The sequence below is a fragment of the Vibrio sinensis genome, assembly GCF_003605645.1.
Classification (GTDB): Bacteria; Pseudomonadota; Gammaproteobacteria; order Enterobacterales; family Vibrionaceae; genus Vibrio; species Vibrio sinensis.
The window spans coordinates 82,567-107,257 of sequence record NZ_QVMU01000015.1 but is presented as its reverse complement, the minus strand read 5'-3'; the positions used below and the strand labels follow the sequence as shown (position 1 = coordinate 107,257).

The window sequence follows — 24,691 nt, the reverse complement described above, 5'->3', positions numbered from 1 at the left end:
CACCCTTGGGAAACGAGTATTAAAAAACAAATATCTAGTTATAACAATGTCATCTTGGCGAAGAACTATAAATACCTTCTGCCAAAAAATACAGTTGGCTCAAGAGCTTAGGATTTAAGTTTGTGGGGATCCCTCAGTGCCTGTCCTTTATAAGACTTTATAAGAACGTTTATAAGAACATCCCCCTCACTAACTAATCATTGAACGTAATTGAGGGGGTTTAGAATCAATAGAGGAATTTAATCGAAACACCACCCTCATTGGTGCTATTTGTACCATCGCCCTCTCTATGACGATAAAATCCACCCAGTAAAAATCTGGTTGAAACAAGATAGTTTGCATCTAGCGTATAGACATCTTCGTCAATTAAATCACTGCGATTTAGTTCAACCGATGCACCGAGTTGTAATGCAGAAGAGAGCGCATACTTTACGCCAAGCTCTCCGCCGAGCATAAACTCATCATCACTTTCTAATTTTTCGTCAGTGATATCGTTAGTCTGCTTAGCCCAAACAAACCCGGCTTTCGCAATAGCATAAACATCAAAATTATTAGCGATCCCATATCGGTAGCCGACACCTGGTAACAGGGTATAGATTTCCGTTGTCGTGATATCTGGGTGGATAAAACGCGCTGAGTAATCAAAAGAGACAATCACGTTATCGGTTGGCAACCAATTCCCACCAACATCTAACGCAGTTACATTGCTATTTGTACCTAAATTTTCATTTAGTGAACCAGCACTGAGATCAGCGTACAAAAAACGGTAATACGCATTATTAGTATCTTGCTCGGCACTGGCATACCAAGGGGCAAAACAAAGAAAAGGAATCGCGAGCCAAGTTGCTTTTATTTCCATTCAATACCTCTTTAATCCATTAAAAATGTAACTCCCTGATGATAGACAAAAAAACGCTAATTTTCTGCAATCAAGGTTGAAATTTAAGGGGTATAACAAAAAAGGCCCGCGAGGGCCCTTAAAAAGTAATGCTTAATTCGTCTTGCTGTAAACGCTTAATAACCACTTTTGATTTTGTTTGAATCCGTTCTAACTGTTGATTATCTAACTCATAGGGCATCACTAATTTAAGCTCAGCAATCCCCTGATCCTTTGCCAATTTAACTAGTGTACGTAAGTTTGATTCGTCACTACGACCTGCCGACATTGATTTCATCGCCAAATCCCATAACTCGTCTTCAGGAGATAACCCCCTATTAACGGTATCTTTCCACGCCACGCTAAAAATCGGAGCAAAAGAACTCATTGCTTCCAAAAACGTCCACTTTTTATTGCAAGAAGCCCCCAAAAAAGAGGTGTAGTCGAATATCACACATGCCTTGCCTTGATGTTCCATATCATCCCCCGTAGCCTCGGCAACACAGTTTATCTAACCAACCAGAGCTTGGGACAATCTATCTGAATAATATTAAGTACTAGCCAGACACTCGATACCCAAAGTTCAAGTCAACTATCATCTATCCGATTCTTTATAGCAATAGGATATAAAACATTCGTCTTTTATTCCCAAAAACAAGCATGAAAAGCTATATAAAAATCAACCCTATAACATGTCGCCTACAAAATAATCATATAGGTGATCCGTTGCGTAATATTCTCATTATTTAATATCAAGAATGCGGCTTGCTTTCTTATATTGGATTCTCCAACCACTCCAGCGAGGTAATTCCCATCGTTTTGGATCGCCTTTACGCAACCCATTTTGGTAAACCACGTATATCAGTTTCTTTTTGGCGAAATATTCAACAGAGAGATTCAAGTCTCCTAAGGCAAGTTCGAGTGGAAAGCGCTCTGCAAAATCCATGTACTGCCAATCGGGTATGCCGTCGAACATAAAATCATCGCATTCAAATAACATTAATTCATCCATATCGGTGAGCTCGAGCAATGCTAATTGTTCACCAAACCAATATTCGAATGTTAAATCATCGTGATCAACAAGTTCCTCGCATTCTCCTAGTTCAATCCATAGCTTCCAGTGTCTAATTTCTTTTTCTCTTTGCTGATAGAGTCCTGGCAATAAACTATTTGCTTTCACTGCTTCAATCATAGGCTTGATCGCCAATTCACCTTGAGCCTCTTGCTGACGCGTGAGTATCTTACGTCCTGCATAGAGCAAGCTTAGCTCAACGAATGTCTCATCGCCGATGACAGTAGCTTCACCTTGCTGCCACTCCCCTAGCCCTATTTTCTCAATCATTTCTAATGGTATTGGCATCACTCTTGTTGCTAAGGTGAGTGTTTGTTTTACCCCTCGACCGGGGACACTGTGAGTATCTAAAACTAACGCGGCCTCCGACTGGGATTTAAAGCGACTATCGCGACCTAAGATCACTTCAAGTTCCCCATTGGCAAATGCCTCTCGGCGCTTTTCACGACGAACAAACACCAGTTCAGGGTGTAAACTACCAATCGCTAAAATAAGATCTGCATGACGATAACGGGAAGCCACACTCAACCGGGGTAATTCAAATAACTCGCGCATTTGTTGTGAGAGTGCTTGTGCTTCTTTCATTACGTCCTGATCAACGACTACGCCATCAAACTCATCACCTCTCAATAGACGAATCGATAACTGACCATCACAACCAAGAGGTTCTTGTTGCTCTAGACGTAGCTGTGCTTCTTCATCCCCAGTACACCGATAAAAATTGGCTGGTGTTGCTAACACTGCGGTCAAATCCACCATAGCTTCACGAAGTGCTTTTGTTGGCATGCGGGTAACTAAATCGGCGTAGAGAGCATCGATAGGTAGTGGATAAATTAAATGGCCATGTGCCGTTGCCAAACCGTTATCATCAATAGCATCCATCGCGCGAAGAATATCGGTTGCTTGTCGAAGTGACTTTTCAGGCAGCGGATCAATAAAAGCAAGCTGATTTAACGCAGCACCACAACTTGCAGCAGCCAACATCGCTTCAGTTAATGATTCGCGCTGCAATTCTGGAGGTGTCACTTCCGATAATGCAGCATGCTCACCATATAATCGAACGCACACACCGTCCATTACACGCCCTGCTCGTCCCATTCTCTGTTTTGCGCTGGCTTTGGATATATGTTTTAAGCTAAGGGCTGTTCGACCATTTCTTTGCTCAGTCCGTCTTTCTAGACCAGAATCTACTACCGCCACGATATTTGGAATCGTCAATGATGTTTCCGCTACGTTTGTTGCTAACACCACTTTCGGTTGAGGTTGGATATTCAATGCCCATTGTCTCTCCTGCTCTGAGACTGACGCATGAAGCGGAACAATAAGCCGGTCGAGACCAGCTAATGCTTGCTGACATGCATTGATCTCTTTACGCCCAGGCAGAAATACTAAAATATCCCCCTCGAGCTCAAGGCTAAGCCGCTCCACCTCCTGTTTTACCCGTGATTCAAGTCTACGTATATCAGGCAGTTGTCTAGACTCGGTCGCCACATGCTGAAGTGACACATGAAAGTTTCGTCCTTGAGCTTGAAGCCTCTGCGCTTTGACGTATCTAGCCAATTTTCCACCTTCGATGGTGGCAGAAGTGATCACCACTCGATGTGAATAATTTGACCGATGTTGCTCTGTGTTAAGTAATGCAACTAGAAGATCGATATCCCAGCGACGCTCATGAAATTCATCCACGATAATCACATCAAAATCGGTCAATTGATTTTCACTGTACCAACGCAATGCAATTCCGGGTGTAACAAATACGATCTCAGTTTTTTCATCAAATTTTTGATCTAATTTGATCGCATAACCAATCTGCTTACCTAAACCTAGACCACTTTGTTCAGCCAAAAATAGAGCTAAAGAGGTACAAGCGATTCTTCTCGGTTCGATAACTAACACTCGACCAATCTGACTTGCCCATAATGGTAAACGAGTAGATTTTCCCGACCCAGTCTCCGCTTCTACAACCAGATTGCCGACACGAAGGTTATCAAGAACGGTATTTTTAAGGCTATCAATAGGTAAGCAATGCATTTTTGACAAACTTTTTTTGAAAGGTGGCAAAGTATATACCTAAACCGTTTTCAGATGCAGGCAGATTCAGTTTACAATATGACTGCTATGCCTAAATATCGACTGGTAGATTTTTTGGCTCCTTTCTCCCTGACAATAGGTTCGTGATGAATAACGATAAACGTCCGCTTTATATCCCCTTCGCAGGCCCTGCGCTATTGAGTACTCCTTTGCTCAACAAAGGCAGTGCTTTCTCCACTGAAGAACGCATTTCATTCAACTTGGAAGGTTTACTTCCAGAAACAACTGAAACTATCCAAGAACAAGTTGAACGCGCTTACCAACAGTATCGCAGTTTTGAAAGTGATATGGATAAACACATCTATCTGCGCAATATTCAAGATACTAACGAGACACTTTTCTATCGATTGGTGCAAAACCACATCACTGAAATGATGCCAATCATCTACACACCAACAGTTGGTGCTGCGTGTGAAAACTTTTCTAATATCTACCGTCGTGGACGTGGCCTATTTATCTCGTACCCAAACCGCGACCGCATTGATGACCTTCTTAACAACGCAGCAAACCACAACGTAAAAGTCATCGTTGTCACTGATGGTGAACGTATTCTTGGCCTTGGTGACCAAGGTATCGGTGGGATGGGTATTCCAATCGGTAAGCTTGCTCTTTATACCGCTTGTGGTGGTATTAGCCCAGCGTACACGCTGCCTGTTGTATTAGATGTTGGCACCAACAATCCACAACGCCTAGCTGACCGCATGTATATGGGTTGGCGTCACCCTCGTATTACGGGCTCTGATTATGATGCGTTTGTTGATGAATTTATCCAGGCGGTTCAACGTCGCTGGCCAGATGCACTAATTCAATTTGAAGATTTCGCACAAAAAAATGCGATGCCGCTGCTAGAGCGCTACAAAGAAAACATCTGCTGCTTCAATGATGATATTCAAGGTACTGCTGCCGTAACAGTAGGCTCATTGTTAGCCGCTTGCCAAGCCGCAGGCACCAAGCTATCTGATCAACGTATTACTTTCTTAGGCGCAGGTTCTGCAGGTTGCGGGATTGCAGAAGCAATCATCGCACAAATGGTATCTGAAGGTATTTCAGATCAGAAAGCACGTTCGCAAGTATACATGGTTGACCGTTGGGGCTTACTACAAGAGGGAATGCCTAATCTATTAGACTTCCAACAACGCCTTGTTCAACTCGCCTCTCAAACTGCTGATTGGGAAAATGAAGCTGACGGCAATGGCTTCTCATTACTTGATGTAATGAAAAATGCGAAGCCAACTGTGTTGATTGGTGTATCTGGTGCACCGGGTCTGTTCAGTGAAGAAGTCATCAAAGAGATGCACCTACACTGTCCTCGTCCGATCATCTTCCCATTATCAAACCCAACTAGTCGTGTAGAAGCAACACCTGTTGACCTAATCCGTTGGACAAACGGTGAAGCGCTTGTCGCAACAGGTAGTCCATTTGAACCAGTTATTCATGACGGTAAGAGCTACCCTATTGCCCAATGTAATAATAGCTACATCTTCCCTGGCATTGGATTAGGCGTTCTTGCGGTGTCAGCTCGCCGTGTTACTGACGAGATGTTAATGGAATCAAGCCGTGCACTTGCGACTTGCTCTCCACTTGGTATTAATGGTCAAGGCGCTTTATTGCCACCGCTCGAAGCCATTCACACTGTATCGAAGAAGATTGCATTCGCAGTCGCTAAGAAAGCTATCGAACAAGGTGTCGCTTTAGAAATCACAGATGAAGCTCTAGAAGAAGCCATCGAAGCCCATTTCTGGCAGCCGGTTTATCGCCGCTATAAGCGTACTGCATTTTAACATACAGCCCCTGAACTATTCAGGGGCTTTTTTTATCTACTTTTCCGAACTGGCTACGTTTAGGCGCATGTCTACTTTTCGGCATAATTTTCAGGACAGGCGCATTTATCTGTTCCAAAGAGTCCTTTGATCATGGTGCCTATCAACTTAATAACTGCTATCTTTTGAATAAGGTCAATAGTAATAATTTTATCAATTAGGCCAACATCTTGATGAATATGACTTATTTGCTCATAAAGCAATCACTCTAGAGCCGACACCTTACCTAACTCGGACAATCAGCACGTTCAATACTTGCATCATATTGTGTGTTGCCGTTACCTGTTTTATATTGGCGGGTGCGTAAGCCCAAAGGAATCAACCAACTTAGTGCGAAATATGTTACATCGTCCGAAGCATCATCCATCCTATTTAGCCCGAGCGCGCAAAGCGCTACGCTATTTTTCTATTTGTATTATTCTTGGTGGCTTTGCCATATTCGCGATTGATCGTTGGGTCACTTACTCTACTCAGGACCAGTTATTCCATTCGATTGAAAAAATACCCGCTTTCGATGTAGCGGTTGTCCTTGGTACCAGTAAATACCTTGGTAGAACACTTAATGAGTACTACATCAATCGCATCAACGCCGCCATCGGTTTGTATGACCAAGGGAAAGTAAATAATTTCTTATTGAGCGGAGATAATGCCCATCGCTCTTACAATGAACCTTGGACAATGAAACGTGATTTATTAAGAGCACAAGTGCCTGATACACATATCTTTCTCGACTATGCTGGTTTCAGAACACTCGATTCGGTAGTTCGAGCCAAAGAGATTTTCGACACGGATAACTTTCTGATCATTTCGCAGAAGTTTCACTGTGAACGAGCCCTATTTATCGCGAATTTTTATGATATTCAAGCAAAATGCTTAGCGGTTCCCGGACCAACAAAACATTCCGGTTTCAAAGTGCGTTTTAGAGAAGTATTTGCACGGGTGAAAGCCGTCCTTGATTTATATATCACGCAAACCGAGCCACGTTTTCTTGGGCCTAAAGAGCCGATTCCGTCAAAAGATAGCCGACTGACTGATGAACGCACGGTAATTGAAGAGAAAGTAGTGACTAAAACGAATCAAGCGATTGAGAAGAATGTTGTCAATGAGAATACGGCAATAGAAGAAATCGCGACAGAGACACTTGTCGAAAGTGAGGCTATCGAAAATCAACCAACATCTTTGCCTCAAGCAACTACGGAATAGCGATCCCCACTTCGACACGATTACAGCCATTATGTTTGGCTAGATGTAACGCTTCACCCGCTCTAACTAACATATCATTGGTACGCTCATCGCCTAAACTGGTTACACCAAGACTGGCGGTTAGCGTACTCTTATGTGCCCAAACATAGATTTCTATTTTCTCGCAAATCACTTCCGCCAATTGAATCGCTTCTTCCAAAGGAGTGTCGGGGCAGAACACAACAAACTCCTCACTTTCCCAGCGCGCCAATTGATGTGTGGGCTTCAGCAGTTCCAATATAACTAGTGTAAACTCTTTTAAAATATCGTTAGTTACTTTTTGACCGAAGTGATCATTAATCTTTTTAAAATGGTCAATATTAATGAAAATTGCCGAGAGGTCGCGCTCCTGATACAAATCAACTTCAAAATTTTGTTCCAGCCAATGCCAGATTGCTTTGCGATTCATCGCTCCTGTTAAGGTGTCCCTATAACCAAATTCAGTAAACTCAGCGTTTCGTCGTCCAATCGCTTTAATCAGGTTATGTAAATGTTCCTGACGCGTTCGTGCATTCAATATTAACTTATGACTTCTACAACTATTTACAATAAAAAATACCGTAAGAGAGACTACCCATATAAACAATAAGAGCAGGATAAAATATTGACCAGAAATATAATGACCTACGAACTCAATACCTCGAATTTCCATCTGATATTCACCGTAATGACTGCCTGCACCTGTCGAGAGTTCAATAATCGTAATGTTGGAAAACTCAGGTGCCGAGTGGTGAGCGGCAATATTATTATCGATTATCCACCAAGGCTTAACCTGAAGGTCATGCATCGAAATATCTACGATAGGATTACTACGTTCTGGGGTAAACTCTAAACCACTATATTTATAACTGTATTCATTTTCTCTGACGGAATATTCGGGGTTAAAATTACGTAAATAGAAGCGCATTGTCGGCAAGTCATGGCTATCAAGTCGCTCAAAATCCACATTTAATCGAACAGTATGATAATCAGATAAGTCTATGCCGATAGTCGGATCATTGTTAACTTGAATAGAAAGTCCACAGTAAGGCCATTTGAAGTTAGGGCTTGGTTTTAGCTCACATTGGAGAAGTGCTGTATCATTTGTCACCGTAAGAGAAGTAACTGAACGGCCACGCTGAATCTGATCGTTATCCGCTAAATAAGAAAATTTTTTTGGTGACACCGTCATTGTTTTCGTATGACCATAAGACCAATACAACAACACCAATACGGTCGTGATAAAACCTAGTATAAGGATCATTTTATGTATTGGTTTCACTGTTAATTCCTGTCAACGATCGGCGAATAATTAATTCGAGCTAACAAAAACACATAGTCGCACATTTGCGACTAATTAATTTATTGTTGCATTATAAATATGACGCATATCAGCTTTATTTTGTAGCAACAAGCAACATTCCCCTTACACAAATCGCGTATAAGTGGCGAAACAACACCGTTTCATCATTAATTTCTGTTAAAATGTCGATATAAATGGTGCGTCGACACCAACAACAATAGAAAGAGCTATGTCATGTCAATCATTGCAAAAGGAACGCTTAAAAAACTGCACTCCAGTTTAGACAATCAAGTCCACTATCAACTCCCGGTTGGTGATGAGCTAGTTGACTTAAAACCGTTTATTAGTAAAAGCATTACCCTTATTCATACTGGCAACATATTTTGCTGTTCATGTGGCAAGAAAACCAAAAAAAGCTACTCACAAGGCCACTGTTTTGTGTGTATGAAAAAACTGGCTAGTTGTGATATGTGCATCCTAAAGCCAGAAACTTGCCACTACGATCAAGGCACTTGTCGTGAGCCTGCATGGGGCGAAGCCAACTGTATGGTCGATCACTATGTTTACTTATCAAACACTTCGAGCCTAAAAGTTGGGATCACACGACACACCCAAATTCCGACACGCTGGATTGATCAAGGGGCGACTCAAGGTTTACCGATCCTCAAAGTCAAAACGCGTCAAATATCTGGACTAATTGAAGTCGAGTTAGCTAAACATATTGCGGATAAAACCAATTGGCGCACTCTACTTAAAGGGGATGGTGCACCTATTGCATTAGAGGAACGTTTCGCAGAACTATTGCCTTTAGTCCAAGCTAAAATTGACGAAATCCGTCAACAGTTTGGTGAAGATGCGATTGAAATTCTCTCCGCGGAGACAACAACGATTCAATATCCGGTCACTCAACATCCAACGAAAATTACATCACACAATTTTGATAAGAACCCCATCGTGACAGGGCTTCTCCAAGGTATCAAAGGGCAATATCTAATTTTTGATACCGGTGTGATTAACGTGCGTAAATTCACGTCCTATGAAGTTGAAGTCAGCGAATAAGCGTCTCAGCTCAAATCGCCATCTAAAGACAAAACCCACCGAATTGATTGGTGGGTTTTGTCTTTATCTAGTTGCTTGCACTGTTCACAAACCGGCTAGCGCATCAAATAATGCATCAACCTCGTCTAAAGTGTTGTAATGCATTAATCCAACTCTGACCACTCCACCCGTTGCTGTTAAGCCCAACTGTTCGATAAGACCTAAGGCATAAAAGTGGCCATTCCAAACACAGATATTGCTACGTGCTAAATATTGAGCCACTGCTTCAGGAGAATGATGGTCAAACGTTAATGCAAACGTAGGAGTCCGCTTGGCTGGGTCGGCTATATTTTTGCCCCATAGTCGAACCCCATTTAGCTCACTCAGACGCGTCAAAAAACGTTCACTCAAAGCAGCTTCATGTTGATTATATTGCTCATACGACGTCACTAGTCGCTGTCGCAATGAATCGTCTTTATTTCCCCACTGAGCGAGATAATCTACGCAAGCAATCAATCCAGCCAGTGCCTCAAAACTTTGGGTACCTGTTTCAAAGCGCCCAGGGCCAATATCTGTCGCTGGCTCAACTTTGTAAGGGCGCAAAGTTTGCAACCATTTAGGGGCTACGTATGCGATACCGACATGGGGACCAAAAAACTTGTACGCTGAGCAAACCAAAAAATCACACCCAAGCTGTTGAACATCAACCAATTGATGGGGCGCGAAATGGACTGCGTCAATATAGACCATTGCTCCAACGGAATGGGCGGCGTCAATAATGGTTTTAATATCCACAATCGATCCCGTAGTATTTGACGCGTAGGTCAACGCCACTACTTTGGTTTTCGTTGTCAACAAGGAGAGTAAATGGTCAACATCCAAACTTCCATCCGCCACATTTATACGCGCTTGTTGAACCAAAACTCCTTTATCTTCCGCTGCTTGTTGCCAACTTGAAACATTTGAATAATGATCAAGTGCCGTCACGATAACTTCATCGTCTTGTTTCCAATCACGAGAAATAGCACGGCTCAACTGGAACGTCAGCGACGTCATGTTTGCTCCAAACACAATGTTGTCTGGCGATTCTGTATTTAACAGGCTTTGTGCTGCCCGACGAGCGTTTAATATCAATTCAGTGGTCAATTGGCTTGAAAAATAGTGTCCACCTAAATTGGAATTGTAGTGCCCAAGGTAATGCGTCATTTCATTCAGCACCTGCGTAGGAACTTGCGATCCTCCAGGTCCATCAAGAAAAATCGCCATTAAGTCATTAAACTGCTGATTGAGAGCACTAAACTGCGTGCGAACTGCATTAGGAGTGAAGCGCATTTTTCTCTCCTTTCGCGGTCAATACGAACAAATCCATATAACCCAGCTCTCCATCAACGACAGTTCGGATTGGACAGGCGTTATGCCACAACTTTGAGTCTGCCAACATGGTTACTTCTCCATTTTCGAGCACTTTCCTAAAAAATGGCGCTTCGTTGTTATTGGCATACAACATGATTTCACCGCCAACAATGTTATGTCGTTTAATACCAATCAATGCGATATGATCAAAACCATCCTGATGAACCCCCTCTGGTGCAACTGCGGTTTCATCAAATACCGCTGAAATTCGCATTTGGTGTATCTCAATTTCTTGGCCATTCGGTAAACCGTTTGTTTCAACAAACAAGCGACACATTTCATTTAAGCCAGCGCTGTTTAGCGTGGTACTCAGTAGAGGTTCAAAGCTACGAACCACATTACCCTGAAAGCGATTAATATCACCGGATTGGACGAAAGTTCGATCATCAACAGCAGAAACAATGCCATCACTGAAATTGATAACTGAGTACCGTCTCAAACGATATTGACCATCAGCGTGTTCGGTATGAGGAAGCTGGGAAAAAGAGGGGGAAAGCTGGTTTAACGTTTCTGTACTAAGTTGCGTGAGTTGTAGCGTATTAACGTGACCATGTAACATCATCGACTCCTTAATGAAAATACATTGCTTACGATTCTTTATTAACAATTCATTAACACCATCATTTCGCACTTATGTTGTAAGATCAATATATTTTGGCATTTGAAACTGTTAAATTAATCAAATCGATACTATCAACCTTATTAATCAAAATTACTGGTTGATAAGTCCAGATAGCGAAAGCATGGTTTACTCAAAGCAGTTTAGTTCGCTATAAAAGCAATTTAATTAAATATTTTCAACAACTTAAATTGTCACTCAACATTATTTAAGTACAATTACGCGATACATACCTCACTTTCTGCTAAATCAACATACAACAAATAGAACGGTTAAATGTGACAAAAAAGCCCTAATTTGATTGTAACGGTATATCCTATAACCAATTGGATACTCGTCACTATTGAAGCCCTTTTACATTCACCATATATTGCTTACAATCGATGAAATTCATCATCACAACGCATTCTTATCATCTGTGATACTGCTAATGGAGCACGAATGAACGACGTAAAACACTGTAATTTATTAATACTCGGTTCCGGTCCTGCGGGTTATACCGCGGCGGTTTACGCAGCACGAGCGAACTTAAAACCGGTTCTAGTCACAGGTATGCAGCAAGGTGGTCAGTTAACTACAACAACAGAAGTTGAGAACTGGCCAGGGGACGCTGAAGGTCTAACTGGCCCTGCTCTTATGGACCGTATGAAAGAGCATGCCGAGCGTTTTGAGACTGAGATTCTATTTGATCACATCAATGAAGTTGACCTAAGTGTTCGACCATTCAAATTGATGGGCGATAGCCAACAATACACCTGTGATGCCTTGGTGATTTCTACCGGAGCTTCTGCAAAATATCTTGGTTTAGAATCAGAAGAAGCGTTTAAAGGTCGCGGAGTTTCAGCTTGTGCTACCTGTGATGGTTTCTTCTATCGTAACCAGAAAGTTGCGGTTATTGGTGGTGGTAATACGGCCGTTGAAGAAGCACTGTATCTTTCTAACATCGCAGCGGAAGTTCACTTAGTCCACCGTCGTGATACATTCCGTGCAGAGAAAATCCTCATCAATCGCCTGATGGATAAAGTTGAAAACGGCAACATTGTTCTCCATACCGATCGTACATTAGAAGAGATCGTTGGCGATGATATGGGCGTAACAGGCGTTCGAATCAAAGATACTCGTTCTGACAACGTAGAGCAGATCGATGTAATGGGTGCATTTATTGCTATTGGTCACAAACCAAATACCGACATCTTCCAAGGTCAACTTGAGATGAAGGATGGGTATATTGTCGTGAAATCAGGCCTTGATGGTAATGCGACTCAAACGAGTATTGAGGGTGTATTTGCCGCTGGTGATGTGATGGATCATAACTATCGCCAAGCGATTACTTCTGCAGGTACCGGTTGCATGGCGGCGCTGGATGCTGAGCGATACTTAGATTCTCTCGCAGACAACGCATAATTACACGCCAGACGGTGATAATCGGCTAGTTAGATCTAAGTTTGCAACCTCTAGTCACGATTAAAATCAAAACCCTACTGCCCCGTGGTATTCCCATGGGGCTTTCTTTTGTATAATGCTGAGCTTAATACCGAAAATAATTATTATTAAGCTTTCATAATGGATAAAAAGAAACAACGCAGCTTGAATAAGTGGCTTAAGCAGCAGAGTAAACTAGCGAAACGCTGGTTAATGATTGCTGTTGGCCTTGGCGTATTATCAAGTGTGTTTTTGTTAGCGCAAGCCGCTCTGCTCGCCACTATTCTCCATCAGCTCATCATGGAACATGTTGATAAGTCGGAACTTGTCGGCTACTTTTTTGCACTTGCCGCTACTATAGCAGTTCGCGCCCTATGCTCATGGGGAAGAGAAATTGCTGGTTTTCGTTGCGGCGAACAAATTCGCTTATATATTAGACAGTTAATTCTCGATAAATTACGAGAGCTTGGTCCTGCTTATATTAAAGGCAAGCCTGCTGGTTCATGGGCAACGCTTTTATTGGAACAAGTTGAAGACATGCACGACTTCTTCGCTCGCTATCTACCACAAATGTCGTTGGCGGTATTGGTTCCGTTCGTTATTCTAATTGTTGTCTTCCCTGTCAACTGGGCCGCGGGTTTAATCTTCCTTATTACGGCACCACTGGTTCCTTTATTTATGGCTCTGGTGGGTATGAAAGCCGCTGATGCAAGCCGTAAAAACTTTAAAGCTCTACAACGTTTGTCGGGCCATTTCTATGACCGCTTACAGTCAATGACGACCATTCGACTATTTGATCGCACTCAAGCAGAAGTTGAAGTCATGCGAGGCGCGTCAGAAGTATTTCGTAGCCGAACCATGGATGTTTTGAAGATTGCTTTCCTTTCTTCAGCTGTACTTGAGTTCTTTACCTCAATTTCTATTGCTCTAACGGCGGTCTACTTTGGCTTTGCTTTTATAGGCGAATTGAATTTTGGAGATTACGGTACTGGTGTTACTCTCTTTGCGGGTTTGTTTATCCTTATCTTAGCGCCTGAATTCTACCAACCGCTGCGAGATTTAGGCACTTTCTACCATGCCAAACAGCAAGCGGTAGGCGCAGCAGAGAGCATCGTAGAATTTCTAGAAACAGATGTTAGCACAGTTCGTTCTGGTGACACCCCTCTACCTAAAGCTCAAGGTATTACCATTTCAGCGCATGATCTTGAAGTATTCAGTCCAGAGGGGAAACGCCTACTCAGGCCTGTTAACTTCACCATCCGTACCAATGAAACCACAGCACTGGTGGGGCCAAGTGGCGCAGGCAAAACAAGTCTAGTCAATGCAATTCTGGGCTTCTTACCTTACTCTGGTTCATTAACGATCAATGGCATTGAACGTACTGAACTCAACCTTGATGATTGGCGTAAACACATCAGTTGGGTTGGTCAAAATCCCTTGCTACTGCATGGTTCTATCCGCGACAACATCACGATGGGCAGAGAAAACATTAGTGACGAACAAATTCAGCAAGCACTTAATGACTCGTTCGCCGCGGAGTTCGTCAACCAACACGGCTTGGAATATCCGATTACTGACCGCTCTGGTGGCCTTTCTGTTGGACAAGCACAACGAATTGCTCTCGCAAGAGCCATGATTCAAGATGGACAATTTTGGCTACTTGATGAACCCACAGCCAGCTTAGATGCCCGAAGTGAACGTCTCGTTATGCAAGGTTTGAGTAATCAAATTCAAGAGAAAACCGCATTGATGGTGACGCACCAGCTTTCCCCTCTTCAGCACGTTCAGCAGATCTTGGTGATGCAAGATGGTGTTGTGGTTCAATCCGGTAATTTTGACGAACTTTCTCATCAAGAGGGACTTTTCCAAACCATGCTAAACGCGAATAAGGTTCTAAAACAAACAAATAAGGGGAATTTAGATGCGTGATTTACTCCCTTATCTAAAACTGTATAAAAAACACTGGTTTGGCTTATCGCTCGGAATGTTACTTGCAATACTTACCGTATTCGCTTCAATTGGGTTGTTAACCCTTTCCGGTTGGTTTTTATCAGCGGCGGCAGTGGCCGGTTTGACCATCGCTCGAGAGACTTTTAACTATATGTTACCGGGCGCTTTCGTTCGTGGCTTCGCAATGGGGCGGACCGCAGGTCGTTGGGGCGAGCGTGTGGTTAGTCATGACGCGACATTCAAGTTGCTTACCGACCTACGTATTTTCTTCTTCTCTAAATTGGCGCCTCTCATTCCGGGTCGAATTTCCAATTTACGCGATGCAGATTTGCTAAACCGCCTAGTGGCTGACGTAGATGCAATGGATCACGTTTATCTTCGCCTTATCAGCCCAGTAGTCGTTGGAACACTCGGTATTGCTGGCTTAACCGCACTTGTTTGCTGGTTCGATATGACGCTGGGTTTAACGCTTGGCGGTATCCTCTTAGTCCTGTTGCTATCTTGGCCAGTGTTGTTCTACAAAATGGGTAAGCGCAACGGCAGCGAGTTAACCCTGCACAAAGCTCAACTAAGAATATCAACCTTGGATTGGATTCAAGGCTACAGTGAATTAATGTTGTTTGGCGCAGAAACTCGCTATCGCGAAGCGATTTTAACGGCGCAAAATAAGCTTTTGAAAAATCAGTTTATTAACGCGCATTTTTCTGGATTGGCTCAAGGGTTACTTTTACTCGCTAACGGCTGGACTATTGTATTGATGCTTTGGCTGGCAGCGGATGGCGTGGGTGGTCAACTGCCTAATCCTATGATTGCTTTAGTTGCGTTTGCCACAATGGCAAGCGTAGAGCTGCTTATGCCTATCGCAGGAGCATTCCAACACCTAGGTCAAACGCTCACGTCAGCACGCCGACTCAATGATGTTATTTTGAGTGAACCTGATGTTCAGTTTGCTACTACGCCTATTACTCACAGCGAATGCTACGATATTCACTATCAAGATGTTTCGTTCCAGTATCCTGATAGTGACCAAACGGTACTTAAGTATGTGAATCTACATATTCCAGCTCAACATCGTATTGCGATTGTCGGCCAAACAGGTTCAGGAAAATCCACGCTTCTCCAACTCCTCACTCGCTATTGGGATGTTCAGCAAGGCTCTATTTCCATAGCTGGAGAACCCATTACTCTTTGGAGTGAAAGTCAATTGCGTCAAGCGATTAGCGTAGTTAGCCAACGAGTTGACATCCTTAACGGGTCATTAAGGGACAACTTGTTAATGGCTTCACCGGATGCAGATGATGACAAGCTTGCCAACACCCTGACACTGGTTGGTCTTGAACGCTTACTTGAAGATAAAGCTCTCGATACTTGGTTGGGTGAAGGTGGACGACAACTCTCCGGCGGTGAAAAACGTCGTGTGGGTATTGCTCGCGCCTTATTACATAACGCTCCGATTCTACTGTTAGATGAACCAACTGAAGGTCTTGATAAACAGACAGAGCAACAAATTCTGCAGTTATTTGAACAGCACTTTGAGGGGAAAACCGTGGTGTTTATCACCCACCGACTGGTTAACCTCGATAAGATGGACTCGATTTGCCTTATTGAACAAGGTGAGATTGTCGAGCATGGTACTCATGATGATCTGATTGCCGCTCAAGGGCGCTATTTTGAGCTTAATCAAACACTTTAATTTAGTTAAAGCTCAGATAAGCTCAAACTAATACAACGGGAAGTGACTGTCACGACAGCAGAGTATTTTATTTTTAGCGGCTCTTGATAACCAATTATCATTATAGAGCCGCTTAATAAAAGGCTTATAACGAGATTCGATGACAAGTACCAAGCTAATTTTAGACTGTGCTATTGATAGCAAAGATAGATAGATAGATAGATAGATAGAAAAAAGCAGCCAATCGGCTGCTTTTTTAATTTTTTCCACTGCGTTAGATGAAATTCATCACCTTATGCTTAATTAGCGGTGTTTATTACGTGAACCTTGTTCACCCGCTGCATTTTTGCGTGGTTGCTTACGACGAGCTTGGTTGTTGCTACGACCGCCAGGAGTGCTTACGCGCTCTTCGTGACGTTTAACCGCACGACGGATCTTTTGGCTACGAGAACGTTCACGTTTACGTGATGTATTCGCTTTGTTTTCATCTAGTAGCGTTTCTTTCTCTGGGCGTAATTCTACTAATTCACGTAAGTAGTTTACTTCTTTCAGATCCAGTTCCATCCAACCGCCACGTGGCAGTTTCTTGTCTAGATAGATATCACCGTAACGAACACGCTTCAGACGGCTTACTGTCGTATCTTGAGATTCCCAAAGACGACGAACTTCACGGTTACGGCCTTCGTTAATCGCTACGTAAAACGTGTGGTTCATACCTTCACCACCCGCGTACACGATGTCTTCGAAACGTGCCGTACCATCTTCTAGTTCAACGCCACGAACCAAGTTCTTCACTTTCTGTTCGTTAACTTCACCAAATACACGTACTAGGTATTCACGCTCAACCTGACGACTTGGGTGCATCAAACGGTTAGCTAATTCACCATCCGTTGTAAATAAAAGCAAGCCAGATGTATTCGCATCTAGTCGACCAACTGAAATCCAGCGTGATCCACGAATTTTTGGTAAACGGTCAAAAACAGTACGACGACCTTCTGGATCGTGACGAGTACACAGTTCACCTTCTGGCTTGTAATAAGCTAATACGCGGCAAACTACTTCTTCTTGCGCCTTCGCAGACACAACATGACCGTCGACGCGCACGATGGCGTTTTCGTCTTCAAGTCTCTCACCAAGCTTGGCTACCATACCATTCACACTCACGCGACCAGCTTTGATTAAAGCTTCTAATTCGCGACGAGAGCCATGACCGGCACGTGCCAATACTTTCTGTAATTTTTCGTTCATCTAACTACCTATGTGTCGTCTTCTCAGACGTCGAATGAAATATGCGACCGGAAATCGCGGTCGCATATTATATTAAATTCTCAACGCAAAAGCATCAAATTTTAACTATTCGAATGGAGCAGGGTCACCTGAACCAACTCGCGCTATCACAGCTTCGTCTTCGCTAAAATCAACTACTGTCGTTGGTTGCTCACCAAGGTAACCACCACTAAGGATAACATCAACGGCATGTTCTAGTTTATCGCGGATATCTTCTGGGTCAGATTCAGTGAAACTGTTACCTGGTAAAATCAGCGATGTCGACATTAAAGGCTCACCTAATGCTTCAAGCAAATCCAAAGCGATGCGGTTATCCGGTACACGAATACCAATCGTTTTACGCTTAGCATTCATTAAACGACGCGGCACTTCTTTTGTTCCTTTAAAAATAAAGGTGTAAGGACCAGGTGTATTATTTTTTAACAAGCGAAATGCAGTATTATCAACACGTGCATAGAGTGCAATTTCAGATAAATCACGGCACAGCAAGGTGAAGTTATGCTTCTCGTCTAAACGACGGATCTGGCAGATACGCTCTAATGCTTGTTTGTTTTCAAGTTGGCAGCCTAGTGCATAACCTGAATCGGTCGGGTAAACGACAACGCCACCATTACGAATGATTGCTACGGCTTGACTGATCAAGCGAGCCTGTGGGTTCTCTGGATGAACATAAAAAAACTGGCTCATTGTAATTCCTCATGTAATACCAACCCCATCGACCACCTCATACTAGTGCTCATCCTTATGGGACAAGCAGGCGACAATTTCTTATTTAAAGCAGTGCGTTACACACGAAAAAGCGCTGCTCAGACAACATGCTCTACACGCAGTCAAAGATTAAGTCAGTGGTATTGGTATCAGTCTTTCGACTATTTTATTCTGGTGTATCGTTCGAATCTAAAGAAGGCTCGATACCCCAATCTTTCCAAACTGGCTCGACCCCAGAGGGTAACCAGAGATTTCTTCCCAATTCCATCCAAGGGGATGGATAGTGAAAGTCACTACCTTGAGAAGCTAATAGTTTGTATTGTATCGCATAATCTGCCAAGTTGCGCCTTTCTTGTTGCGCTTGTTGAGGTTGCGCAACTTCCATCGCATCGCCTCCAGCCTCAACAAACGCCGTCAACAAGCGCTTTATCCACTTTGCAGTTAAGTCATAACGTCCTGGGTGTGCTAGTACTGCGCGCCCTCCAGCAGCATGAATAGCGCTCACCGCGTCTTGCATAGAACACCATGTCGGTGGCACGTAGCCGGGATTATTGCGGGTCAAAAACTTTTTAAACACTTGCTGCATGTTTTTAGCGAAACCATTTTCCACCAGCCATTTAGCAAAGTGAGCGCGTGTAATAGGAGCATCGCCAGCAAGTAGCTGAACCTCTTCTAAAACGCCCTCGCGTGTTGCTTTTTCTAATCGCTGAGCAATCAACTGAGCACGCCCTTTACGGTGTTCTTTTTGTTGTTGAATAAGCTGTGTCAGTTGTGGAGCTGTCGGGTCGATATTCAAACCAACAATATGAATGTCTTTATTTTGCCAAACCGTCGATATTTCAATGCCATTGATGATTTTCATCGCGATCTGGTTGTCTTTTACATATTGGTGCGCGGCGGCTAAACCATCAATCGTATCGTGATCTGTAATAGCTAACACATCCAAATCAAAACCCATTGCGCGTTCAATCAGTTCTTCAGAAGATAGTCGCCCATCCGATGCCGTTGTGTGGCTGTGTAAGTCTATTCTCATTTTTTTACTTAAAATTTTATTAGGGGTTGACTTTTTAACGCTGCACTAGTTAACTAGTACGCAAATACAAAAGACCTATTCCGGTGCCCTATGTTACAAGAATTTAACCGAAACCAGAAAGTGAAAGTTACAGTAGATTCCTCAATGGAACGTTTTACTGTGCTTAGCTGGTGGCGTATTTGGTCAAATTCGTGGCGGGCCACTGTGCACTTTTAGTTTCGTTTGAAACAAATAAAAGAATCTCACATAGCCCGCTAATCTTAGCGGGCTTTTTTATTATGTCGATATTGTCGCCACTGTGTTGTTCAATTATCCACCAATTACTCATTTAGACCATTGGGGTAACGTTTGCTTTATGCGACTATGTCAGGCAGGAAGAAAAATTCAAAAGGAGGTCTTGTGAACAAGACCATTGAAATTCGCCAGAAAGGTCAGATCGACGTACTGAGTACGACGGTCCCATACGCTCAAGATCCGACTCGACTTTTCCATACACTCTGTGGCGATAAGTCTGACAGTCTTTTGCTTGAATCTGCTGAAATAGACTCAAAACAAAACTTAAAGAGCTTATTGATCGTCGATTCTGCCGTTCGCATCATTTGTTTTGGTCATCAAGTGACGATGACTGCGCTGACGGATAACGGTCAAAATTTACTTCATCATATTCAATTCAATATTCAAGACGATGTTGCTCACAGCTTTGATGGCAAAAAATTAACATTAGAATTCTCTGAACCAAACAATATTCTGGATGAAGATTCTCGCTTAAGAGAGGCCTCTTCATTTGATGCTCTGCGCTTAATTCAACACAGCTTTGAACTTAGGGGCCAGCCTCAACACGCTATTTTCCTTGGCGGATTATTTGCTTACGACCTTGTCGCGAATTTCGAACCACTTGGCCATGCCGACACCACAAACCAGTGCCCAGATTACGTCTTCTATGTTGCAGAAACACTATTGGTTGTCGATCACCAAACAGAGTCTTGTCATTTACAAGCCTCTTTATATGTTGATAACAGCCAGAAAGAGAAACTGACTAAGCGACTTAACGATATACATCAACAATGCGCAGCTCCAAAAATGTTGCCACCAGCCGTTAAGTTGAGTAGCACTGATGTCGCGACCAATATTGCTGATGAATCATTTTGTCAGATCGTTCGTGACCTTAAACAATATGTCGTGAATGGCGATATCTTCCAAGTGGTACCGTCGCGCCGCTTTACATTACCTTGCCCGTCTCCTCTTGCAGCTTATAAACAGCTCAAGCAAAGCAATCCAAGCCCTTACATGTTTTACATGCAAGACGAGTTATTCACTCTATTTGGGGCATCGCCTGAAAGCGCGCTTAAGTATGAAACCCAAACCAATCAAGTTGAAATCTACCCTATCGCAGGAACACGCCGTAGAGGTAAGAATCTAGATGGGTCGATAAATTTTGATCTCGATAGCCGCATCGAGCTAGAGCTGCGCTGTGATGCAAAAGAAAACGCCGAGCATATGATGCTAGTGGACTTAGCTCGTAATGATGTTGCGCGCATTGCTCGCGCAGGTTCACGCCATGTTGCTGACTTATTGAAAGTCGATCGCTACAGCTATGTGATGCATTTAGTCTCACGTGTTGTGGGGCAGTTACGTGATGATCTTGATGCTCTGCACGCTTATCAAGCGTGCATGAATATGGGCACACTAACTGGAGCGCCAAAAATTCGAGCCATGCAGTTAATCCGGGATGTCGAAGGGGCTCGTCGTGGCAGCTACGGCGGCGCCGTCGGCTATTTAACCGGTGAAGGAACACTTGATACTTGTATTGTGATTCGTTCTGCTTACGTAGAAAACGGTGTCGCTCAGGTTCAAGCTGGCGCGGGTGTGGTATTCGATTCCGATCCTCAATCCGAAGCTGATGAAACACGCGGTAAAGCACAGGCGGTTATTTCTGCCATTCAAATGGCACATAAGGAGTAACTGGCTATGGCAAATATCATTTTCATTGATAACTTCGATTCGTTTACCTACAACCTCGTAGACCAATTTCGCACACTAGGCCATAGCGTAACGATTTATCGAAATAACATCGCGGCAGAAGTTATTGAGGCCGCAGTAAAAAAACTAAGCGATCCTGTGGTGGTGTTGTCACCCGGCCCAGGAGCGCCAAAGAATGCCGGCTCAATGCCTGAGGTGATTCAACGCTTAAAAGGGCAAGTGCCTATGATAGGAATCTGTCTTGGTCACCAAGCCATCGTTGAAGCCTACGGGGGCAAAGTAGAGGGTGCTGGTGAAATTGTCCATGGCAAAGTGTCTATGATGGCTCATGATGCTCATCCTATCTACGCCAACCTCCCCTCGCCGCTTGCCATTGCTCGTTATCATTCTCTGGTCGCAACGGAAGTACCAAATGTGCTGACCGTCACAGCGCAAGTCGATGGACTGGTTATGTCTGTCGTACAAGAACAAGACAAAGTGTGTGGATTCCAATTCCATCCGGAATCAATCATGACCACCTATGGCGCGACGTTACTCACTAACGCCATTGAATGGGCGCTTGCAAGCCACATTTCGAGCCACACTCACGGATAATGACAAATTAGGGATAAGCACATGGAAAATATCATTAACAAGCTTTACGAACAGCAATCTCTAACGGAACAAGAAAGCCACCAACTGTTTGATGCCATCATCCGTGGTGAGCTTGACTCTGTTCTAATGACTGCGGCACTAACCTCATTGAAAATCAAAGGGGAAACACCACAAGAAATTGCTGGTGCTGCAAAAGCGTTACTCGCCAATGCCAGTGATTTCCCTCGCCCTGATTATGACTTTGCTGACATTGTCGGTACCGGCGGTGACGGACATGACACTATTAACATCTCAACAACTGCCGCGTTTGTTGCTGCCGCTTGTGGGCTGAAAATAGCAAAACATGGTAATCGCAGCGTATCCAGTCGCTCTGGTTCTTCTGATTTGCTTGATTCATTTGGGATTGATTTAGCAATGAGCGCAGAAGATACCCGCAAAGCGATTGACGATATTGGTGTCGCGTTTCTTTTCGCACCGCAATATCACGGTGGTGTTCGACATGCTATGCCTGTGCGTCAAACCATGAAAACGCGAACCATCTTCAATATTTTAGGACCGCTGATTAATCCTGCTCGCCCAACCATCGAATTGATGGGCGTCTACAGCAAAGAGCTTGTTCGTCCGATTGCAGAAACCATGCTGAAAATGGGTATGAAGCGTGCTGCTGTAGTCCATGGCAGCGGGCTCGACGAAGTCGCTATTCATGGTGAAACTACCGTTGCAGAAATTAAAGACGGAAAAATCATTGAGTACACATTGAATCCTGAAGACTTCGGAGTCAACAACCATCCCCTTGAAGCTATTAAGGGTGGAAACCCAGAAGAAAACCGAGCCATCATAACAAATATTTTAACGGGGAAAGGCACAGAGGCTCAATTGAGCGCCGTCGCTGTCAACGTTGCACTCTTGATGCGACTATTTGGCTACGAAGACTTAAAAGCCAACACTCAAACTGCCATCAGTAAGATGAATTCTGGTCAGGCGTTCAAATTGGTTCAACAACTCGCGCAACGTGGATAAGGTAAACGAACATGACATCATCTTCCGATAAGCTTTCACAGCACATCTCAGTCCAAGAAACTCAAATGGCCGAGGTCTTAGCCAAGATTGTTCGTGATAAATATCATTGGGTCGCTGAACGTAAACAATCACAGCCACTTGAGTCATTTACAGCATCGCTTTTACCGTCTGATCGTGATTTTTATCAAGCACTTGCCAGCGAGCAAACCGCGTTTATTTTAGAGTGCAAGAAAGCATCGCCATCGAAAGGACTGATTCGCGAAGAGTTTAACCTCGATTACATTGCTTCTGTCTACAACAGACACGCCAGTGCCATCTCGATATTGACCGATGAAAAATATTTCCTCGGTAACTTTGAGTTCATCCCCCAAGTTCGCAAGCAAGTCTCACAACCGGTTTTGTGTAAAGACTTTATGGTCGATGAGTACCAAGTTTATTTAGCGCGTCATTATAGCGCAGACGCTATTTTGCTGATGCTTTCTGTTCTTGATGATTCACAATACCGCCATTTAGCCGATCTCGCTCATTCGCTCAATATGGGAGTATTAACCGAAGTGAGCAATGAAGAAGAGCTGCATCGCGCAGTGAGCTTGGAGGCCAAAGTGATTGGCATCAATAACCGTAATCTGCGCGACCTCAGCACTGACTTAAATCGCAGCAAGCAACTTGCACCAATCATTCGCCAATTGGCTCCCAATGCCATCATCATTTCTGAATCTGGGATCTACACTCACCAACAGGTTCGAGACTTAGCCCAATTTGCCAATGGTTTTTTAATTGGAAGTTCTTTAATGGCAGAAGAGGATTTGGAGCTCGCTGCGCGCAAAGTGATTTTGGGTGAAAACAAAGTCTGTGGGCTAACTCAAGCCAATGATGCTGCTAAAGCCTATCAAGCCGGAGCCGTATTTGGTGGCCTAATATTCGTCGAGAACTCAAAGCGCCATATCGATTTAGAATCCGCTCGGCTAACCATGAGTGGCGCCCCACTTCGCTACGTGGGTGTTTTCCAAAACCATTCGATTGAAGAGGTCATTCAAACCGCTCAATCGCTCCATTTAAGTGCCGTGCAGTTGCATGGTGATGAGGATCAGCTTTACGTCAACGCACTAAAAGCACAGCTACCAAAACATACCGAAATTTGGAAAGCCTATGGGGTTTGTGGCCAAGCACCACAACGGCTGGCTAAGCATATCGACCGCCACTTAATGGACGCCAAAGTGGGTAATCAGACTGGGGGAACCGGGCAAGTCTTCGATTGGCGACTGATTGGTGATACGAACAATGCCATGTTAGCCGGAGGCCTGACTCCGGAAAACGCCCAACAAGCAGCACAACTCGCTTGCTTAGGTTTAGATCTTAATTCTGGTGTAGAGAATGCTCCGGGTAAAAAAGATGCCCTTAAATTACAACAAGCTTTCACAGCAATTCGCCAATATTAAGCAAAATACCAATTAAACCAGCCACAAATTATAAAGAATGACTAAAGATAAGATGTGGCTGATGATGCGAAATAACTAACAAATTACCATTTCGTTTCTTTGAGACGAGATGAAGACAAAATTAGAGACTAA

At 43.6% G+C, this 24,691-nt stretch carries 20 protein-coding genes and 1 other annotated feature; of the genes, 11 read left to right on the top strand and 9 right to left on the bottom strand.

From position 1 onward, the window contains the following. Window positions 1–226 precede the first annotated feature (226 nt). From DZ860_RS15320 to DZ860_RS15310, 3 genes are all read right to left on the bottom strand, one after another. The gene (locus tag DZ860_RS15320; RefSeq protein WP_120032878.1) at window positions 227–859 is read right to left on the bottom strand and encodes an outer membrane beta-barrel protein; all 633 of its coding nucleotides are present in this window, start codon (window positions 857–859) and stop codon (window positions 227–229) included. A gap of 118 nt (window positions 860–977) precedes the next feature. Next, window positions 978–1,355 carry a transporter gene (locus DZ860_RS15315; RefSeq protein ID WP_120032875.1) on the bottom strand — a complete coding sequence of 126 codons (378 nt, stop codon included), beginning with the start codon at window positions 1,353–1,355 and terminating at the stop codon, window positions 978–980. Between the two features lie 264 nt (window positions 1,356–1,619). Further along, the gene (locus DZ860_RS15310; RefSeq protein ID WP_120032872.1) at window positions 1,620–3,980 is read right to left on the bottom strand and encodes a helicase-related protein; all 2,361 of its coding nucleotides are present in this window, start codon (window positions 3,978–3,980) and stop codon (window positions 1,620–1,622) included. A gap of 146 nt (window positions 3,981–4,126) precedes the next feature. On the opposite strand from DZ860_RS15310, the gene DZ860_RS15305 reads away from it, so the two are divergent. Together DZ860_RS15305 and DZ860_RS15300 are read left to right on the top strand one after the other, a co-directional pair. Further along, window positions 4,127–5,821 (top strand): NAD-dependent malic enzyme, encoded by a 1,695-nt coding sequence (locus DZ860_RS15305; protein ID WP_120032869.1) that lies wholly within the window; start codon window positions 4,127–4,129, stop codon window positions 5,819–5,821. A gap of 369 nt (window positions 5,822–6,190) precedes the next feature. Beyond that, entirely contained in the window at window positions 6,191–7,063 is an 873-nt protein-coding gene (locus tag DZ860_RS15300; protein ID WP_439333144.1) for a SanA/YdcF family protein, read from the top strand. On the opposite strand, the gene DZ860_RS15295 is transcribed toward DZ860_RS15300, so the two are convergent. Next, window positions 7,053–8,363 carry a GGDEF domain-containing protein gene (locus DZ860_RS15295; protein ID WP_133305445.1) on the bottom strand — a complete coding sequence of 437 codons (1,311 nt, stop codon included), beginning with the start codon at window positions 8,361–8,363 and terminating at the stop codon, window positions 7,053–7,055. The genes DZ860_RS15300 and DZ860_RS15295 overlap by 11 nt on opposite strands. 255 nt (window positions 8,364–8,618) lie before the next feature. On the opposite strand from DZ860_RS15295, the gene DZ860_RS15290 reads away from it, so the two are divergent. Then, window positions 8,619–9,443, top strand: coding sequence for a DUF2797 domain-containing protein (locus tag DZ860_RS15290; protein ID WP_120032861.1), 825 nt, complete (start codon window positions 8,619–8,621; stop codon window positions 9,441–9,443). An 84-nt stretch (window positions 9,444–9,527) separates the two neighbouring features. On the opposite strand, the gene DZ860_RS15285 is transcribed toward DZ860_RS15290, so the two are convergent. Next, window positions 9,528–10,754 carry a cysteine desulfurase-like protein gene (locus DZ860_RS15285; protein WP_120032858.1) on the bottom strand — a complete coding sequence of 409 codons (1,227 nt, stop codon included), beginning with the start codon at window positions 10,752–10,754 and terminating at the stop codon, window positions 9,528–9,530. Continuing rightward, the gene (locus DZ860_RS15280) at window positions 10,738–11,394 is read right to left on the bottom strand and encodes a 2OG-Fe dioxygenase family protein (protein WP_165862911.1); all 657 of its coding nucleotides are present in this window, start codon (window positions 11,392–11,394) and stop codon (window positions 10,738–10,740) included. The genes DZ860_RS15285 and DZ860_RS15280 overlap by 17 nt, the downstream gene beginning before the upstream one ends. A 501-nt stretch (window positions 11,395–11,895) precedes the next feature. Here DZ860_RS15280 and trxB point away from each other — a divergent pair. The 3 genes from trxB to cydC all read left to right on the top strand — a co-directional run bounded on the left by trxB (window position 11,896) and on the right by cydC (window position 16,519). Continuing rightward, on the top strand, window positions 11,896–12,858 hold the full coding sequence (gene trxB / locus DZ860_RS15275) for a thioredoxin-disulfide reductase (protein ID WP_120032852.1): 963 nt from the start codon (window positions 11,896–11,898) through the stop codon (window positions 12,856–12,858). Between the two features lie 159 nt (window positions 12,859–13,017). Further along, window positions 13,018–14,805, top strand: a complete 1,788-nt coding sequence (gene cydD / locus DZ860_RS15270) for a heme ABC transporter permease/ATP-binding protein CydD (protein ID WP_120032849.1) — start codon at window positions 13,018–13,020, stop codon at window positions 14,803–14,805. Further along, window positions 14,798–16,519, top strand: coding sequence for a heme ABC transporter ATP-binding protein/permease CydC (cydC, locus tag DZ860_RS15265; protein WP_120032846.1), 1,722 nt, complete (start codon window positions 14,798–14,800; stop codon window positions 16,517–16,519). The genes cydD and cydC overlap by 8 nt, the downstream gene beginning before the upstream one ends. Before the next feature lie 282 nt (window positions 16,520–16,801). Here the strand turns inward: cydC and rluB are convergent, their stop codons facing one another. From rluB to rnm, 3 genes are all read right to left on the bottom strand, one after another. Next, the gene (rluB, locus tag DZ860_RS15260) at window positions 16,802–17,746 is read right to left on the bottom strand and encodes a 23S rRNA pseudouridine(2605) synthase RluB (RefSeq protein WP_120032843.1); all 945 of its coding nucleotides are present in this window, start codon (window positions 17,744–17,746) and stop codon (window positions 16,802–16,804) included. 105 nt (window positions 17,747–17,851) lie between these two features. After that, window positions 17,852–18,472: an L-threonylcarbamoyladenylate synthase gene (locus DZ860_RS15255; RefSeq protein WP_120032841.1), complete on the bottom strand. Its 621-nt coding sequence runs from the start codon at window positions 18,470–18,472 to the stop codon at window positions 17,852–17,854. 187 nt (window positions 18,473–18,659) lie between these two features. Beyond that, window positions 18,660–19,526: an RNase RNM gene (rnm, locus tag DZ860_RS15250; protein WP_120032838.1), complete on the bottom strand. Its 867-nt coding sequence runs from the start codon at window positions 19,524–19,526 to the stop codon at window positions 18,660–18,662. Window positions 19,527–19,616: 90 nt separating this feature from the next. On the opposite strand from rnm, the gene trpL2 reads away from it, so the two are divergent. From trpL2 to trpCF, 5 genes are all read left to right on the top strand, one after another. Beyond that, a complete protein-coding gene (gene trpL2 / locus DZ860_RS24885) occupies window positions 19,617–19,742 on the top strand; it encodes a tryptophan operon leader peptide (protein ID WP_120032835.1) in 126 nt (41 codons plus the stop codon). Continuing rightward, window positions 19,689–19,803: a sequence feature (Trp leader region), on the top strand. Its footprint overlaps the gene before it by 54 nt. Before the next feature lie 122 nt (window positions 19,804–19,925). After that, window positions 19,926–21,488 carry an anthranilate synthase component 1 gene (locus tag DZ860_RS15240; protein ID WP_120032832.1) on the top strand — a complete coding sequence of 521 codons (1,563 nt, stop codon included), beginning with the start codon at window positions 19,926–19,928 and terminating at the stop codon, window positions 21,486–21,488. A 6-nt stretch (window positions 21,489–21,494) separates the two neighbouring features. Beyond that, window positions 21,495–22,100 carry an aminodeoxychorismate/anthranilate synthase component II gene (locus DZ860_RS15235; RefSeq protein WP_120032829.1) on the top strand — a complete coding sequence of 202 codons (606 nt, stop codon included), beginning with the start codon at window positions 21,495–21,497 and terminating at the stop codon, window positions 22,098–22,100. Between the two features lie 21 nt (window positions 22,101–22,121). Further along, window positions 22,122–23,120: an anthranilate phosphoribosyltransferase gene (gene trpD, locus DZ860_RS15230; protein ID WP_120032826.1), complete on the top strand. Its 999-nt coding sequence runs from the start codon at window positions 22,122–22,124 to the stop codon at window positions 23,118–23,120. 11 nt (window positions 23,121–23,131) lie between these two features. Then, on the top strand, window positions 23,132–24,559 hold the full coding sequence (trpCF, locus tag DZ860_RS15225; protein ID WP_120032823.1) for a bifunctional indole-3-glycerol-phosphate synthase TrpC/phosphoribosylanthranilate isomerase TrpF: 1,428 nt from the start codon (window positions 23,132–23,134) through the stop codon (window positions 24,557–24,559). The last annotated feature ends 132 nt before the right edge of the window (window positions 24,560–24,691 follow it).